Genomic DNA, 15,253 nt, shown 5'->3' on the forward strand with positions numbered 1-15,253 from the left:
TCCTTCTTCAAATAAAACACTAACTTGTTTTACAAAGTAGTTGACTTCAATTTCACCGACATGCTATATTGTATTACAACGTAGCAAAAAAACGATTCAGTATCTTGTTAAACAATATAGCGAAAGAGGTGAAGGAATGTCATCAAGCCAGATGCTTAAAGGAATTCTCGACGGCTGCCTGCTGGCCATTATCAATAAGGGTGAAACATACGGTTATGAAATGATCGAGAAGCTGGAGCTTTACGGTTTCCGGATGGTCAGCGAAGGCAGCATCTATCCGGTGCTCCTGCGCCTTCAAAAAGAAGGCTTCGTGAAATCGGTCATGAAAGAATCTCCGAGTGGACCAAAGCGGAAGTATTACACACTTACTCCAGATGGTGAAAAAGAATATCTTGAATTTAAAAAGCGATGGGAAAGTTTATCCGTATCCGTAAATAAACTGGTAAGGGAGGAAATTTAAATGGTATTAACAAAAGAAAGTGAAGAATTCATGCATGATTTGCGACTATATTTAATGACTTCCGGCAAAAAAGATTCTGAAATCAAAGAAATTGCCGAGGAGCTTCGCGCTCATTTAGAAGATGCAGAAAGCCGCGGCAAAAATCTGGATACTGTTACAGGAGGATCGCCCGAAGCTTACATGAAAAATATCAGCAGTGAAATGACGACCGATTTTTACGGTCTCATCAAGCTCATGCCGATGTTTATCCTGCTTTTAGTCGCTTATTTTATAACTGGATCTGCCATAAGAGGTGAATTGAATTTTTCTTTATTGAAGTTGATTGCTTTCCCATTGATCGCTGTGGCAAGCATCAGTGCCTATGTTTACACTGCCCGCAGAATGGCAGTGAAACAATGGTCGAAGAAAAAGGAATTTACTATCTTTTTTAGCATCCAGTTGATTATTATGGGGTTAATGGCTGCGGTATTATTTTTGGATATCTTCTATTTCGAACCTTTCTATATCCCATCCAGAGAAGTCATGTGGATTATCGCCGCTCTTGGGGTTATTATTTTCATCATCGGTGCCATCTGGTCAAAAACCTGGATTACAATCATTCTTCCACTGTTTTTGTTTGGTCCAGATTTTGTCATGAGTTTCATGAACGTCGATGAAATGACAGGCTTATATGTAAATATGGGTGTTTTTGTCGGCGGTTTCATCCTTTTATTGCTGTATTTACTGATTCAAAACAAAAAACAAAACCCTCGCTATTCGTGAGGGTTTTGTTTTGTTCATTTTCTGCTTTATTTCTTATCTTCCACCAATTCCTGCTCTTTTATCCGCACCATACTATTACGAAGCTGCTCCCGGTTCCATTCGACCACTGGTTCTTCGGTTTTCGCTTTCCGCAATTTTTTGACTTTCGGATTTTTGGAGCGCAGATAGCCTTCCATCATCATCGACACGGCGAAAATCGTCAGGCCGATAAACAGCACAGGCGCAAGCGGCAGCCACGGTGCACTTTGAAGATAGCGGAATGTTGAACCGAATAATCCGGCCCACTCATAGGAGATGGACATTGGCGGATCGCCGAACATCGGATCGTAACTAACCTTCGTGCCTCCCAGAAATAATTTCAGAAGCCCGAGATGGGCAAAAACGATGAATGTCTCCATAACTTGCTGCCCGTACAACACTGCAATCTTTTCACGCATCTGCGGATACAGGTGTTTGCGGATAATCCGGAAACGTCCAGCGCCGAGCGTTTTCGCTGCAAGGATAAATTCCTTATCCCGCAGCAACGCCGCTTCATTGGCAATCAATATTGCGACAATCGGAACCGTCAGCAGCGCCATGATAACGACTTGTATGCCGATCCGTTCCCAAATCGTATTAGTAAAACCTTCCTGCGGCATCCACAGGACTGGAGTCAAAACAAATGCGGCAAACAGTGTAAGTGGAATATAGTGCATCGAGTCGGCGAGACTTGAAATCCATTTGCGATGCTTATCCAGATAGGTGCCAAGAATATAGCCAAGCGGCACAGCAATCAGCATACGCAAAGCTCCTACCGCCAAAGCTGCAAGAATTGTGTATTTCGCACCAAGCATGAGCTTGCCAAGAAGATCGTAGCCGAATTCATCAGAACCCAATGGAAATTGCCAGTTTGGCGAAATCGGCGCGCCTTCTACTGCACGCCCGCCTTCCATTATGTAATAAATCTGGCGCGGAACATTCCCCCAAATCCATTCATAAACAAAGCTCCCTACAAGAAAGAAGGCGATAATACTGAAACCGATGACGAAATAAGGCTGCTTCCACATTTACACCGCCCCCTTTCCGCGCATGCGACGTAAGAAATACCATTCGCCGAAGCTATACAAAAAGAACATCGGCAGGAAAAAGCTGAATACTGTAACCAGGAAACCCGCAGGATACATATTATCGCGAAGAAACAGCATGATGCCAGGCAAATTGAACATCAGCTCCAAAATGAAAAGGTTCGAAAGCATGAACCACATCGTTTTCTTTGATTGGAAAAAGACACTGATGATGGCATTTCGGAACATATGGACCAGAACGATATAGACTTTTGAAAAGCCAAGCGCACGGGCAAGATCCACGTACATCTGGCGTTCCTCTTCCTGAAACGTCAGCATCGCCAGACGATACAATTGAATGGTCGGCAGAATGGCCAGGCACAGCACCGGAAGCCAATAAATCCGGTCGTCCCCTACTGCGGCTATTTTGGAAATCAGAATTCCTGTCTGCTTGAAAAAAAGAACAACCGCCAGCTGAGCCAGCATGATGATTAAGAGGTCTGGAATCGACTCCAGAAAATAGAGAGCCATCTTTACTCTTTCGCGTGCTTTTTCTGAAAGCAGCATCGTAATAATCGTCAATACCAGGGAAACTACTACCGCCACCAGCAAAGCCAAAAACAGAATCTGCAATGAGTAGGTTATGTATTCAAAAACATTTGGAAATAACGGCATCGGCCTTTGCGCACGGTAATTGAAAAAGGCGATTTCATTGATGGGCCATAATTCCTGCAGGGTCGTACGGATGGATTCAAAATAGATACTCCATCTCCATTCCCCTTTTAACCAGCCGGCTATCAGAACCGGCAAACTGCTGGCGAGAATAATCCCTGCCACAGCAATAAAAAACTTCAGCAATAACTTCATGTTCCCCATCCTCTTTTGTTGGAAAATTCTCTCTTTCATTATTCTACCATTATTTCGGAACCCGTAGAGCTAACTAATCGCAATCTCAGTATTTTTTCCATATACTTAAAAGATACGGATTGTTTGAGGAGGATTTTATCGTGGAATTAGTCGAAGTGAAGAAATTGCAGGTCCAATTGGATGCGTTCGCCGGGAAAGATGTCTATCTTCACCTGGAAACCACGAACGGATCTTATGCCAGCCATTTTAATGAAGCATTTTTCAATGCCGGAGCTTTCATCCGCAATGTGGTCATTAATTATGAATTAGGCAAAGTAGTCGGCGACAGCCCGCACCGTGTCGGTTTGAAACTGCCGCATGGCTGGGTTTACGCGCAGGGAATAACGCATTACGAAATGGACGACCAGGGACGCTTGCTCCTTGCAGGACATGACGGAACAGGGAAATTGGCGGTAGCGCTGCAGATCAGCGAAACACCGTTCAGTTATTAAGGGGGAATCGAGATGACAATACCAAAAGAAAGACATGTACTGGTGGTGTTCCCTCACCCGGATGATGAAGCGTTCGGTGTGTCCGGAACGATGACTACACATATCAAACAGGGTACGCCGGTTACATATGCCTGCCTCACACTTGGTGAAATGGGCCGGAACTTAGGAAACCCGCCGTTTGCGACACGGGAATCCCTCCCGGAAATTCGCAAAAAAGAATTGAAAGCCTCCGCTGAAGCCATCGGTTTGACCGACCTTCGGATGATGGGGCTGCGCGATAAAACGATTGAATTCGAAGATGACGAAAAAATGGTTGGCATGATGACGGATCTTATCGAAGAATTGAACCCTTCTTTAATAATTACATTCTATCCGAAATTCGCTGTCCATCCAGACCATGAAGCGACAGCACGCGCGGTGGTCCGTGCGGTCCGCCGGATGACGGACCGTCCGAAACTTCATTGCGTGGCATTTGCCAATAATACACTTGAAGTTCTCGGCAACCCGGATATTGTCTATGACATTACACCGGTCAGAGACCATAAAATGGCGTCCATGAAAGCGCACATATCCCAAACTGCCTGGATGCTGGAAGAAATGGAACATAAACTGGCGCAGGGCGATGCCGAAACTGAAAATTGGCTGACGAAAGAGCGTTTCTATAACTACCGCTGGGAAGATGATTTTGAATCAACTTTCTAAGTAATTTGCACCCTTCTTTTCTTAATTGAAAATAAGGGTGTTTTTTCTTTTGCTTCTACAATAGTATGAACTTATAAGTTTATTGAATCTTAACAAGCAGAATGGCTGTGTCCAGACTCCAGCGCCCAGCTCTTCGGGTCATAAGCCAGCCCAGCTCTGCGGTCAGGACCGCTCCGCTGTTCTGTCTTATGCCTTTCAGAGCTAAACGGGCGCTTGCGCTTTTCTTCAGTCCAGACTCCAGCGCCCAGATTCTCGGATCATAAGCCCCTTTGGCTGTGCGGCTGCAAAGACGCCGCTTCGCCAAATCGTCTTATGTCTTTCGAATCTAGACGGGCGCTTGCGCTTTTCTATTGTTTTCAGATAATATAAACTATATTATACAAAGTATTTTCAGGGGAAAAATGCTGTATAATCAGTAGTTATAATGTGTTTTTATGCACAAAGAAAAGGGGAAAATCAATGAAAAAGTTCTCAACATCAACATGGCTCTTATTTCTTATTCCATCATTACTGGGTATCCTGCTTTTCTTAGTCCCGATACCTACAACTAATGCTGACGGCGATAAGGAGTGGATGGTTACCATCGCTGTGCTCGCTAACTGGATGGCTGATAGCATTGCTTCAGTCGTACCATGGATCTTGCTCGTCCTCTTGTCAATTGCAGCCATCGGATCATTGGCGTACATAACCAAAAAACCGAATAAAGACGACGATGTCCCGTTCTTCGACAAACTCTTCAATGTCAGTCTGTTTTGGACGATTACACGCATTGTAGCTGCAGTATTCGCATTTATGGTCTTGTTCCAAGTCGGACCGGAAGCAGTCTGGAGCGGAGATACAGGTGGACTCTTATTAGATGGTGAAGATGGATTATTGTCATTCCTGTTCACAATCTTCCTGTTTGCAGGACTGTTATTGCCCCTGTTAATGAACTTCGGACTTCTTGAATTTTTCAGTTCCATGATGATGAAAATCATGCGTCCTTTATTCCGCCTTCCTGGCCGTTCTTCTATTGACGCTTTAGCTTCATGGGTCGGCGATGGAACAATCGGAGTACTTTTGACAAGCAAGCAGTATGAAGACAATAAATACACGCAACGTGAAGCAGCAATAATCGGAACAACTTTCTCAGTTGTATCCATCACATTTGCAATTGTTGTTATCGGTGAAATAGGTCTTGCAAGCTACTTCCTTCCTTATTACGGAACAGTTATTCTTTCGGGTGTCATTCTTGCGTTGATCATGCCGCGCATCTACCCTTTGACCCGCAAACCAACAACGTATATCGATGGTTCTGAACAAGAGTCCCAAACGGAAGATGTTCCTAAAGACTATAATGTAGCAACTTATGGTTTAGAAAAAGGACTTGAAAAAGCAAATCGCAACCGTTCAGTCAGTAATTTCTTCAAAGATGGTTTCAAAAACGTGCTGGATATGTGGATCGGTGTTGCACCAGTTGTTATGGCATTCGGAACCATTGCCTTAATCCTGGCTACATATACAGATCTTTTCGTTATTCTTGGCACACCATTTGTTCCATACCTGAATTTGCTTGGCATTCCAGAAGCGGCTGAAGCGGCCCAGCTGATGGTTGTCGGCTTTGCTGACATGTTCCTGCCAGCTATCCTTGGGTCAGGCATTGAATCCGAAATGACTCGTTTCGTAGTAGCAACGATGTCTGTAACTCAACTTATTTACCTGTCAGAAGTCGGCGGAATCTTGCTCGGTTCAAAAATTCCGGTTAATATTTTCGATTTGATCGTTATTTTCCTTCTTCGCACAATTATCGCATTGCCGATCATTGCCGGAGTTGCTCATCTGCTATTCTAATAAAAAGAGAAAATGCCATCCGCGGTTGCGGATGGCATTTTTTCTATTCAAGCGTTTTGCAGTTTTGCTTTTAATTTTTCAAGCATATCCGCAGTCATCGCGTCGAGGTCATAAGAAGTTTTGAAGTCCCATTCTTTTTTCGCGGCTGATGCGTCGATGCTGTTCGGCCAGCTGTTTGCAATTGCCTGGCGGACTGGGTCCACATCATAGTTCATTTTGAAATCAGGGATGTGCTTGCGGATTGAAGCCGCAATCTGCTCCGGCTCAAAACTCATAGCCGTCACGTTGAACGCATTGCGGTGCTCAAGTTTTTCAGGATCCGCTTCCATCAAATCGACAATCGCCTGGAGCGCATCCGGCATATACATCATATCCATGTAAGTGCCTTTATCGATATAAGAAGTGTAGCTGCCTTGTTCCAAAGCTTTGTAGTAAATATCAACCGCATAATCAGTCGTGCCGCCGCCTGGCTGAGCCACATAAGAGATCAATCCTGGGAAACGGACGCCGCGGGTATCGACGCCAAACTTTTGGTAATAATAATCACACAGCAATTCACCTGCGACTTTATTGACGCCGTACATTGTTGTTGGACGCTGCAATGTGTCCTGTGGTGTATCCATTTTCGGTGTGGATGGACCAAAAGCTCCGATAGAACTTGGTGTAAAGAATTGCATGCCGAGTTCACGCGACGCTTCCAATGCATTGACGAGGCCGCCCATATTCAAATTCCAGGCAAGCAGCGGCTTTTCTTCTGCCGTGGCCGACAATAACGCCGCCATGTGCATCATGGTATCCGCACCAAAATCTTTCGCAAGGTCGTGCATTTTCTGCGCATCGGTTACATCCAGAATTTCAAACGGTCCGCTTGTATCAGTGGATGGACGGATGTCCGTCGCCAAAACATTTTCAGCCCCGTAAATACCGCGCAGTTTCCCGGTCAACTCCGAGCCGATTTGCCCCAGGGCACCCGTAATCATAATTCGCTTCATTTTATAAGCTCCTCTCGAATAAAACATTTGTCCTCTGTATAAACACATTCTTTTTAATCTAAACATTGATATAACAGCGTTTGCTATACCGACATTATAAATTGTTCACTTAAAAAACACAACGACTTTAGAGATGCCCTGAGGTAAATGTTTTTGATATACTGGTAGAAACCCTATAGGGCAAGTGTTGCAGTTCGATTTTAATTATTTTTTATTTTCAGTGGAGGTGGACCATGAAATCCCTGCGATTGTTAATGCTGTTTCTTATTGGAATGGGTGTCACCGGATTTTTATTGTCCATCGATACACCTCGCTGGCTTGTGTTTGCCATCGTCATTATTTTTTATGTGGTCGTAATGGTTCTGCCGGGAATGTATATTACTTATTTTTCTAATTCACTGCGGCAAATCGAACGTTATATTCACCGTAACCGGCATAAAGCCATTTTTGCTTTCCCGTATGCACTTGGACATGGAGATGAACAAGATGTTGAAAGATCCATAGAACGGATCTTGATGATACATAAACAGCCGGCGATGCAATCGATCTACCGGACGCTGCTGGCGATATACCGGGGACAACCCCGTATTGCTGCACAGCATGCGGCAGGAATTGACCGTGAACCGATGCGCAGTTATTACCTTGCCCATATCGCGGCATCTACCGGGGAATTCCAGCGCGCAGCGGAGCTTAACAGCCAGATTAAAGAGCCTTGGATGAACCATTCGATTGATGCACTCATTGCTTTCGAAAACAATGATGCCAACTTTCATTCGCATGTGGATAACAGCGTGAGGACAGCGCGCGGTATTCAAAAATATACATTGGAAAAAAGCTTTAATCGGATGAAGAAGCCTTTGCCATAAATCAAGAAAATCGCCCCACCGGAAATTCCGGCGGGGCGATTTCTATTATTTAATGATATTAAGCTCTTTACCAACTTTTTCGTAAATGGCAATTGCCTGATCAAGCATTTCTTTCGTATGGGCAGCAGTCGGCATGTTGCGGACGCGGCCAGTGCCTTTTGGAACTGTCGGGAAGACGATGGATTTTGCGTAAACGCCTTCTTCGAAGAGGCGTTTTGAAAATTCCTGTGTCGTTTTTTCTTCGCCGATAATACAAGGTGTAATTGGTGTTTCAGATTCTCCGATATCAAATCCAAGATCTTTCAAGCCTTTTTTCAGATAGTCGCCGTTCTCCCATAGCTTATCATGCAACTCGGTTGAATCCATGATCATCTGAAGTGCAGCCGTGATTGCCGCAGTATCCCCAGGAGTAACAGCTGTGGAGAACAAGAATGGACGTGAACGGACTTTAAGCCAGTCGATCAGGTTTTGTTTCCCGGCCACGTAACCGCCGACAACTCCGACAGCTTTTGATAAAGTTCCCATTTGCATGTCGACTTCTTTTTCGAGGCCGAAATGCTTCACAGTTCCCTTCCCTTTACCGGTAACGCCTGACCCGTGTGCATCATCTACATACGTGATCAAGTCGAATTCTTTTGCAATTTCAACGATTTCTGGAAGTTTCGCAATATCGCCGTCCATCGAGAAGACGCCGTCTGTAATAACCATTACTTTATTGTATTGGCCGGATTCAGTCGCTTCTTTCGCTTTAGCGCGAAGATCTTCCATATCCGAGTGTTTATAAGCAATGATTTTTGCTTTGGACAAGCGGCAGCCGTCGATGATTGACGCATGGTTCAGTTGATCCGACAGAATCGCATCATTTTTATCCATGACACCGGAAATTGCAGCCATGTTGCAGTTGAAGCCTGATTGATAGGAAATCGCAGCTTCTGTCCCTTTAAACTCAGCCAGTTTTTCTTCCAATTTCACGTGAAGGTCCAATGTACCGTTAATTGTACGGACTGCTCCAGCCCCAACGCCGTATTTATCAATTGCTTCTTTAGCAATTTTTTTCAAATCTTCGTTTGTTGCCAAACCAAGATAGTTGTTTGATGACAAGTTGATAAGTTCTTTCCCGCGAACCTGGATGATTGGTCCGTTCGGTCCTTCAACCGGATCGATTTCATTATATAAGCCCTGCTCTTTAAGTTCGTTAAGATTCTCGTTAAGGAAAGCATCAAGTTTTTTCGACAATATAATCTTCCTTTCGTATACCTGAATTCTTCTACCTTCTTATCATAACGTAATTTTGCCCAAAAGAAAAAGCGGACCGCAGTCCGCTTTTGGATCAGTTCTTGTTATTGCCTTTTCCATTGTTCCCTTTATTGCCTTTTCCGTTATTATTGCCTTTGCCTTTGTTCGGGTTGTCCACTTTGTATTGAACTTCATAAGTGAACTCCTGCGCTTCTTTTTGGCCTTCTTCAGCTGCGTAAGAAGTAATCATCTTCACATTGCCTTCACGAAGTACATTGCGCAGATCCAAAGCATCTTCTTCTGTTACGTTGAATGGATCAACATGGAACACATGCTGCTTGCCGTTTTTCTTCGTTTGGATGAATGTCGTTGTGAAGTCGACATATTCACCTTTCAATTGGCCAAGTGACTGGAATGCTTCTGTCGAAGATCCGTCATTTGAGAAGTCGCCAAGCTGAACGTCTTTAATGAACCAACCAGCTTCATTTGAACCCCAGTCCGTCAAGTTGCGGAATGAAACCAATACATCTTGTCCAGCGTAAGCTGAAAGGTCAAACGTTTCTGTAGCCCAATCACCATTAGTTCCTGTGAATCCTGGTACGTTCTCTTTGATTGTCGGGTATCCTTCTTCAACTACATCACTGCGAGTGTTTTCATTTTCAAGCGATGTCCATGTTTCGCCGTTGTCAGTTGAAACTTGCACCATTCCGAAATCCCATTGTTCTTCGATGTTATAGAAATGATCGAACGTCAATGTCGGGTTTGCCGCTGGAACAGTAGCTCCGAAGATCAATGACTGATCTGCTTCGTCGCCGTTGTTCGCATGAAGAACCTGTTCGCCTGAACCCTTAGGATCAGCTACTGTGCTCCATTGCAATGGAAGGAAGTCTACGCCGTCAAATTCAAGACCGCGTACATCTTTTCCGAAGTTGAATTCTTTAAAGTCGCCGCCCCATGCCGGAACGCCTTCTTTTTCAAATGTTTTCGCTTTTTCAAAGTCGACAGTTTTGCCGCGTACGCCATCACCAACCGGCAGTTCACGCAGGTCGATGCTGTCGATGTTATAGTCGCTGCTTACATCAGAGTTATCCAGCGTCAATGCAGTCATGAAGTTCTGGTAGACTTCAGTGAATGTTTTATTGGTGCCATAATCCTGAAGCGTTTTGTTTACGCTTGCCATACCTTGGCTGTCGCCGTCAGTTGCCAGTTCACGGATGAACTCCTGGCCGAATTTGTCATACATATAAAGTGTAAACAAGTAAACTTGTCCGTAATCTGCGATTGTTTCCGGACCAGTTGCTGCTGTTCCGTGCTCATCCCAGTTTACAAGTGAGTTTTCCGGGTGATCCAGGTAGAAGTTGATCGACCCTTCACCATGTCCGTATCCTCCAAGATATTCAGAGAATGTTGACATCCCTTCGTTCAACCAAGTTTCTTCAGCTCCATCGTTATCAGCTTGAATCAAATGCTGAAGTTCATGGATTGTTGTTCCGAAGAAAGTAGACTCAAGACGGGTTTCCCATGAATTCGTATCGATCGTAATGATGTTGCGGTCTGTATAGTTTTCAAGTGTCTGCCAGAAGAAACCGGCAACGAAGAATGGATAAGATGGGTTGTTCCAGCCTTCATCCTGTACGTTATCAACGAGCATGATCACTTTATCAGAACCTTCATAATATCCTTCTGGAAGTCCAACCATTCCTGGAAGTGGAGATTTCGATCCATCCAATGAGTCTGGTGTTCCGAAGAAATCAGTTGCTACAGGATAGATATTGCTGTCAAATTCATCTTTCAATTTATCAACTTGCGCCTGTGTAACCACATCAGCGGGTTTCGGATTGTTCGGTCCGTAAGCCAAATCTTTAGCTACCCAGATTTCAACATTGTCCCCAATGCTGCGCAGTGTGAATTCTTTGAAGGAAAGATTGCGGTCAAGGAATAATTTTGTTCCGTGATCTTCTGTAAATGCTCCGTCAGCTGCAGTTTCGCCGCCGCCAGTAGTTTCGTCATTCAAAGCACCAGCTTGTGCTTTAATCTTAGCTTCTGCTTCTTTCTGGAATTCAGCATCCTGCGAAAGCTCATTCAAGCTTTGGTCGATATCGATTCTATCGCCGTAACGCGCTTCATTCCAATTAGATGTTGATGGTAAAGATTCTGTTGGAGCCGCCAAGGCCGCCGGCGCCATCAGTGATAATGTTAGAGCACTTGCTGATAATATTGAAACCCACTTGCTTTTGATCATTCTTTTTTCCCCTTCCAAACTTATCAGAATTTTATTACTTGTTAAAATCTTAACACGTCTGATAATTCAGAAGAATAGGGTATATAGATTATTTCGGTACCCGAATCATTAGGTATATGGTATAGGTATTTTTTCCATCACTACCTATATATTACCTAACTGCTCTTTTATGAATAAATTAAAAAACCGCCATATAGGCGTAATTCCCGCTTTTTTCATTCCCGCTGTCAATTAATTGCTATTCGTTTGATTCTCCTTTTTTTCACGGAAGCATGTATATTAAAAAGTGAACTTAATTGCTGCAAACCATTCCTATCACATATATCATTTGTAAATGACAGGAGAGAATCAGCTAATGAAAAATATGAATAAATCACGTTCCAGTAAGTTCAAGAATTTAAGATCACCTGCTCTGGCGACATGGATTTGGGACGCAACAGCTCTTGAGAGGGATCTTCAAGATATGATTTTATTTCTTCAACAAAAGTATGTAAGCAAGGTTTATGTGCAAATTGATCGAGCTGTTTCTTCTATTACATACGGAAATTTCATTGAGTCTGCCAGGGGTGCTGAAATCGAAGTGTATGCGTTGGACGGTGGACCCGAATGGGTATCGCCGGAAGGAGACGAATCCCTGAGCAAGTTAAATACCTGGTTTTCTAACCACCAACAGTCTCAGCCATTCCCCCGAAGATTCGCTGGTTTGAAGCTCGACGTTGAACCTTATCTCTACAAAGAATGGGATGAACAGCGTGCGACTATAATCCACCGCTACCAAACTGTTTTGACTCAAGCGAAACAAATTGCCGATTCGTCCAAAATCCCTTTTGAAGCGGATTTGCCTTTCTGGTTTGATGAAATTCATTATGAAAATTCCTATGGAATGGGAACTCTCGCGGAGTGGGCGATTGCCCTTTGTGACAGCATCACTTTAATGGCATACAGGGACTCTGCCGGTGCAATTAATGAATTGGCCAAAAATAATATAGTCATAGGCATGAAATATAATAAACCGATTTTAATCGGGGTAGAAACGATGAAAAGTGCAGAAGGAAATTATCTATCCTTTTTTGAAGAAGGCGAATCTTATATGCTTTCCCAATTGCAGCAAGTCAATGCACATTTTAGGGATAGCGAAAGCTTCGGCGGCTTCGCTATACATCATTTTTACAGTTGGAAGATATTAAAGCCTTAAATTTTTACTGATTTCAGCAATCATATAGTATTCAAATTTTAAAAACGTGGTAAAATTACGATAATTACCTTAAATTTCTTTTATTTGGATAATATTACGTTTATAGGAGGGGTAGCGATGGCCGAACTTTTCACGTGGGTCGTCATATTTTTATTCGGTCTGCAATTCCTTCTTCTCATTTCCTTGGTTGTCTGGAAACAACGCACTCTAAATCGCGTAAAAGGCCATCTAGAAATTGCAAATAAATATCGCCCAGCTTTAGATGCTTTTATCAAAGGTCAAAGCACCACACTTCCCGCATTGGATAAAAAGCAGCTAACACCTGCAATAGCTGAAATGGTGCTCGATGAATATTCAAGCCATAATTTAACTGTTGCCGAACAGGAAAATCTATCCGCTGTTGCAGAGAAATATTTAGCCCTTCATTATCGCAAGGCGTTGAAAAAAGGAACATGGGCTGAACGGATGAATGCTTTGTACTTCATCGAAGATTTCAAAATTCATTCTTTGCGAGAGGATTGCTTCGGCCACTTTAAGAGTTTGACAAAGCAGGATGAAGAATACCGCCAGACCCTGCGCACTTGCGCTACGTTACAGGAATACCGTTTATTCCGGGAAGAATCGGTCTTAAATGAAGTTACGAGCGGACTTATGAAAGAACTTCTTTTCCGGATGGATGAAGATCTGCTTCAAAAAGTTTTAAGAAAACTGCAGCAGAACGAGAAACTGCCGGAAAATGTGCTGCGCGGCTTGCTTGTGTTCAGTGGTGAGCATAAAATTGAGGCCGCCTTCCCTTTCGTGGAACAAAAGCTTCAAGATGAGCGAAAAGAAGTACGCTTGAAAGCGATGCAAAGCTTAAGTTTATACGGCAAAGTTTCCGATCCTGAAAAAATCCGACCCTTTTTTGAGTCGGGCGCCTGGGAAGAGCGGATGTATGCCGCGAAGCTGACCGGTGCCTGCAGATTAAACGGATTGAAAGACCATTTGCTCAACACACTGGCCGATTCGAATTGGTGGGTACGTTTTTCGAGTGCTGAAAGCTTAAGTTCCGGCCCAGACGGTGAGCTGCTATTGCAGGACGCGGCAGTGAATCATCAAGACCCCTATGCCCGCGACATTGCGCGCCATGTATTGACGCAGAAAGGACGTAACACTTCATGAACATATTTTTCGAGATCCTTTCTTATGCCATCATTGTATATATGATAGCAGCCAGCAGCATCTATATCCTGCTGTTTCTGGTCGCCGGCCCGAAAATCAACCGCGAAAAGAAACTGAACCGGCAAGAACAAATCGAAGAATTATCCATCAGTAAAGATACTTATCCGATTTCAATTCTTGTGCCCGCTTATAACGAAGAAGCTGGGGTCGTCGGAACAGTGCGTTCATTATTAAGCCTGAATTACCCGCAGTACGAGATTATTGTAGTCAATGACGGTTCCACTGATGATACCAGCGCTAAAATATTCAAGCACTTTCAGATGGAACCGATTGACCTTGCCGTCCGACGCTACTTTAAAACTGGTGAAATAACACGTGCCTATCGTTCTGAAATTCATAAAAACCTGTTTTTAATCGAGAAGGAGAACGGCGGGAAAGCTGATGCGCTGAATGCCGGCATCAACTTCTCCCATTATCCCTATTTTGCTGCTATCGATGGAGATTCGATACTGGAAAAGGATGCGCTCCTTAAGACCATGAAACCAATCATCGATTCAAACGGACGCGTTACCGCGACAGGCGGGACAGTCCGTATCGCTAACGGCTGCAAAATCAACCGCGGCACGGTGGAAGAAATCACTTTGCCGAAACGGCCAATTGAAATCATGCAAATCATTGAGTATTTCCGTGCTTTCCTGATTGGAAGACTGGGCTTCAGCCGCATCAATATCCTGCTCATCATCTCTGGAGCCTTTGGCGTCTTTGAAAAGAGCCGTGTGATAAAAGTCGGCGGATATAAAACAGATACTGTCGGGGAAGATATGGAATTGATCGTAAGGCTTCACCGGTCAATCAAGGATGAAAACTCCAAACAACGGATAGAGTATATACAGGATCCCGTCTGCTGGACGGAAGCACCCAGCAGCCTCGCTTCTTTAAAAGCCCAGCGCATACGCTGGCAGCGCGGTCTGGCAGAAACGTTATGGACACACCGCGGCATGCTGTTTAATCCAAAATACAAAGGAATCGGGATGGTGTCCTTTCCCTATTACTTGTTTATCGAATTACTGAGTGCTGTCGTGGAAGTCATCGGTTATTTCATCATCATCGCCGGTTTTCTATTTTCGTTTATCGATACGGACATCGCCCTGATCATGCTGCTCGTCATGGTTTTATATGGTTCCCTGCTTTCGTCGCTTGCCGTTCTCCTCGAAGAATGGACATACCATAAATATCCCTCAGTCAGCAGTATTATCATCCTTTATTTCTACGCGTTGACAGAAACTTTCTGGTACCGGATAATAAATAATTTCTGGCGGGTTAATGGCCTGTTTTCCGCCTTCCGCAAAAAATCCACATGGGGCAATATGCAGCGAAAAGGCATGTTCTCCGAAGAAGATGCCTAG

The 15,253-nt window shown here is 44.0% G+C and carries 14 protein-coding genes; 9 read left to right on the forward strand and 5 right to left on the reverse strand.

The features are described 5' to 3' along the window. The first annotated feature begins 136 nt into the window (after positions 1 to 136). Complete coding sequence (locus AC2Q9J_RS09985; RefSeq protein WP_499039483.1) at positions 137 to 460, forward strand: PadR family transcriptional regulator; 324 nt, start codon at positions 137 to 139, stop codon at positions 458 to 460. After that, positions 461 to 1,222, forward strand: coding sequence for an HAAS domain-containing protein (locus tag AC2Q9J_RS09990; RefSeq protein ID WP_499039485.1), 762 nt, complete (start codon positions 461 to 463; stop codon positions 1,220 to 1,222). 26 nt (positions 1,223 to 1,248) lie between these two features. Here AC2Q9J_RS09990 and AC2Q9J_RS09995 read toward each other — a convergent pair whose 3' ends face one another. Both AC2Q9J_RS09995 and AC2Q9J_RS10000 read right to left on the reverse strand, forming a co-directional pair. After that, positions 1,249 to 2,268, reverse strand: coding sequence for an ABC transporter permease (locus tag AC2Q9J_RS09995; protein ID WP_499039487.1), 1,020 nt, complete (start codon positions 2,266 to 2,268; stop codon positions 1,249 to 1,251). Beyond that, entirely contained in the window at positions 2,269 to 3,132 is an 864-nt protein-coding gene (locus AC2Q9J_RS10000) for an ABC transporter permease subunit (protein WP_499039488.1), read from the reverse strand. Between the two features lie 140 nt (positions 3,133 to 3,272). Between AC2Q9J_RS10000 and AC2Q9J_RS10005 the strand changes: the two genes are divergently transcribed. The 3 genes from AC2Q9J_RS10005 (at position 3,273) to AC2Q9J_RS10015 (ending at position 6,155) form a co-directional block, all read left to right on the forward strand. Continuing rightward, on the forward strand, positions 3,273 to 3,623 hold the full coding sequence (locus AC2Q9J_RS10005; protein ID WP_084244136.1) for a YojF family protein: 351 nt from the start codon (positions 3,273 to 3,275) through the stop codon (positions 3,621 to 3,623). A 12-nt stretch (positions 3,624 to 3,635) separates the two neighbouring features. Next, a complete protein-coding gene (gene bshB2, locus AC2Q9J_RS10010) occupies positions 3,636 to 4,325 on the forward strand; it encodes a bacillithiol biosynthesis deacetylase BshB2 (RefSeq protein ID WP_499039490.1) in 690 nt (229 codons plus the stop codon). 459 nt (positions 4,326 to 4,784) lie between these two features. After that, complete coding sequence (locus AC2Q9J_RS10015; protein WP_499039492.1) at positions 4,785 to 6,155, forward strand: YjiH family protein; 1,371 nt, start codon at positions 4,785 to 4,787, stop codon at positions 6,153 to 6,155. Between the two features lie 47 nt (positions 6,156 to 6,202). Here AC2Q9J_RS10015 and AC2Q9J_RS10020 read toward each other — a convergent pair whose 3' ends face one another. Then, entirely contained in the window at positions 6,203 to 7,147 is a 945-nt protein-coding gene (locus tag AC2Q9J_RS10020) for an L-threonine 3-dehydrogenase (protein WP_499039494.1), read from the reverse strand. A 233-nt stretch (positions 7,148 to 7,380) separates the two neighbouring features. Here AC2Q9J_RS10020 and AC2Q9J_RS10025 point away from each other — a divergent pair, with 233 nt between their 5' ends. Then, positions 7,381 to 8,013, forward strand: coding sequence for a hypothetical protein (locus AC2Q9J_RS10025; protein WP_499039496.1), 633 nt, complete (start codon positions 7,381 to 7,383; stop codon positions 8,011 to 8,013). Between the two features lie 45 nt (positions 8,014 to 8,058). Here AC2Q9J_RS10025 and AC2Q9J_RS10030 read toward each other — a convergent pair whose 3' ends face one another. Beyond that, entirely contained in the window at positions 8,059 to 9,249 is a 1,191-nt protein-coding gene (locus tag AC2Q9J_RS10030) for a glycine C-acetyltransferase (protein WP_499039498.1), read from the reverse strand. A gap of 94 nt (positions 9,250 to 9,343) precedes the next feature. Beyond that, complete coding sequence (locus AC2Q9J_RS10035; protein ID WP_499039499.1) at positions 9,344 to 11,491, reverse strand: peptidase M6; 2,148 nt, start codon at positions 11,489 to 11,491, stop codon at positions 9,344 to 9,346. 355 nt (positions 11,492 to 11,846) lie between these two features. Between AC2Q9J_RS10035 and AC2Q9J_RS10040 the strand changes: the two genes are divergently transcribed. From AC2Q9J_RS10040 to AC2Q9J_RS10050, 3 genes are all read left to right on the forward strand, one after another. Beyond that, on the forward strand, positions 11,847 to 12,686 hold the full coding sequence (locus AC2Q9J_RS10040) for an amidase (RefSeq protein WP_499039500.1): 840 nt from the start codon (positions 11,847 to 11,849) through the stop codon (positions 12,684 to 12,686). Positions 12,687 to 12,803: 117 nt separating this feature from the next. Further along, on the forward strand, positions 12,804 to 13,847 hold the full coding sequence (locus AC2Q9J_RS10045) for a HEAT repeat domain-containing protein (RefSeq protein WP_499039502.1): 1,044 nt from the start codon (positions 12,804 to 12,806) through the stop codon (positions 13,845 to 13,847). After that, on the forward strand, positions 13,844 to 15,253 hold the full coding sequence (locus AC2Q9J_RS10050; protein ID WP_499039503.1) for a glycosyltransferase family 2 protein: 1,410 nt from the start codon (positions 13,844 to 13,846) through the stop codon (positions 15,251 to 15,253). The genes AC2Q9J_RS10045 and AC2Q9J_RS10050 overlap by 4 nt, the downstream gene beginning before the upstream one ends.

The sequence above is a fragment of the Planococcus sp. RAB007_Raresut genome (assembly GCF_057369535.1).

Coding starts and splice junctions, on each gene's coding strand:
- AC2Q9J_RS10025 (WP_499039496.1), top strand. CDS start 7,381: ATGAAATCCCTGCGATTGTTAATGCTGTTTCTTATTGGAATGGGTGTC.
- AC2Q9J_RS10045 (WP_499039502.1), top strand. CDS start 12,804: ATGGCCGAACTTTTCACGTGGGTCGTCATATTTTTATTCGGTCTGCAA.
- AC2Q9J_RS09985 (WP_499039483.1), top strand. CDS start 137: ATGTCATCAAGCCAGATGCTTAAAGGAATTCTCGACGGCTGCCTGCTG.
- AC2Q9J_RS10015 (WP_499039492.1), top strand. CDS start 4,785: ATGAAAAAGTTCTCAACATCAACATGGCTCTTATTTCTTATTCCATCA.
- bshB2 (WP_499039490.1), top strand. CDS start 3,636: ATGACAATACCAAAAGAAAGACATGTACTGGTGGTGTTCCCTCACCCG.
- AC2Q9J_RS10000 (WP_499039488.1), bottom strand. CDS start 3,132: ATGAAGTTATTGCTGAAGTTTTTTATTGCTGTGGCAGGGATTATTCTC.
- AC2Q9J_RS09995 (WP_499039487.1), bottom strand. CDS start 2,268: ATGTGGAAGCAGCCTTATTTCGTCATCGGTTTCAGTATTATCGCCTTC.
- AC2Q9J_RS10040 (WP_499039500.1), top strand. CDS start 11,847: ATGAAAAATATGAATAAATCACGTTCCAGTAAGTTCAAGAATTTAAGA.
- AC2Q9J_RS10035 (WP_499039499.1), bottom strand. CDS start 11,491: ATGATCAAAAGCAAGTGGGTTTCAATATTATCAGCAAGTGCTCTAACA.
- AC2Q9J_RS10020 (WP_499039494.1), bottom strand. CDS start 7,147: ATGAAGCGAATTATGATTACGGGTGCCCTGGGGCAAATCGGCTCGGAG.
- AC2Q9J_RS10050 (WP_499039503.1), top strand. CDS start 13,844: ATGAACATATTTTTCGAGATCCTTTCTTATGCCATCATTGTATATATG.
- AC2Q9J_RS09990 (WP_499039485.1), top strand. CDS start 461: ATGGTATTAACAAAAGAAAGTGAAGAATTCATGCATGATTTGCGACTA.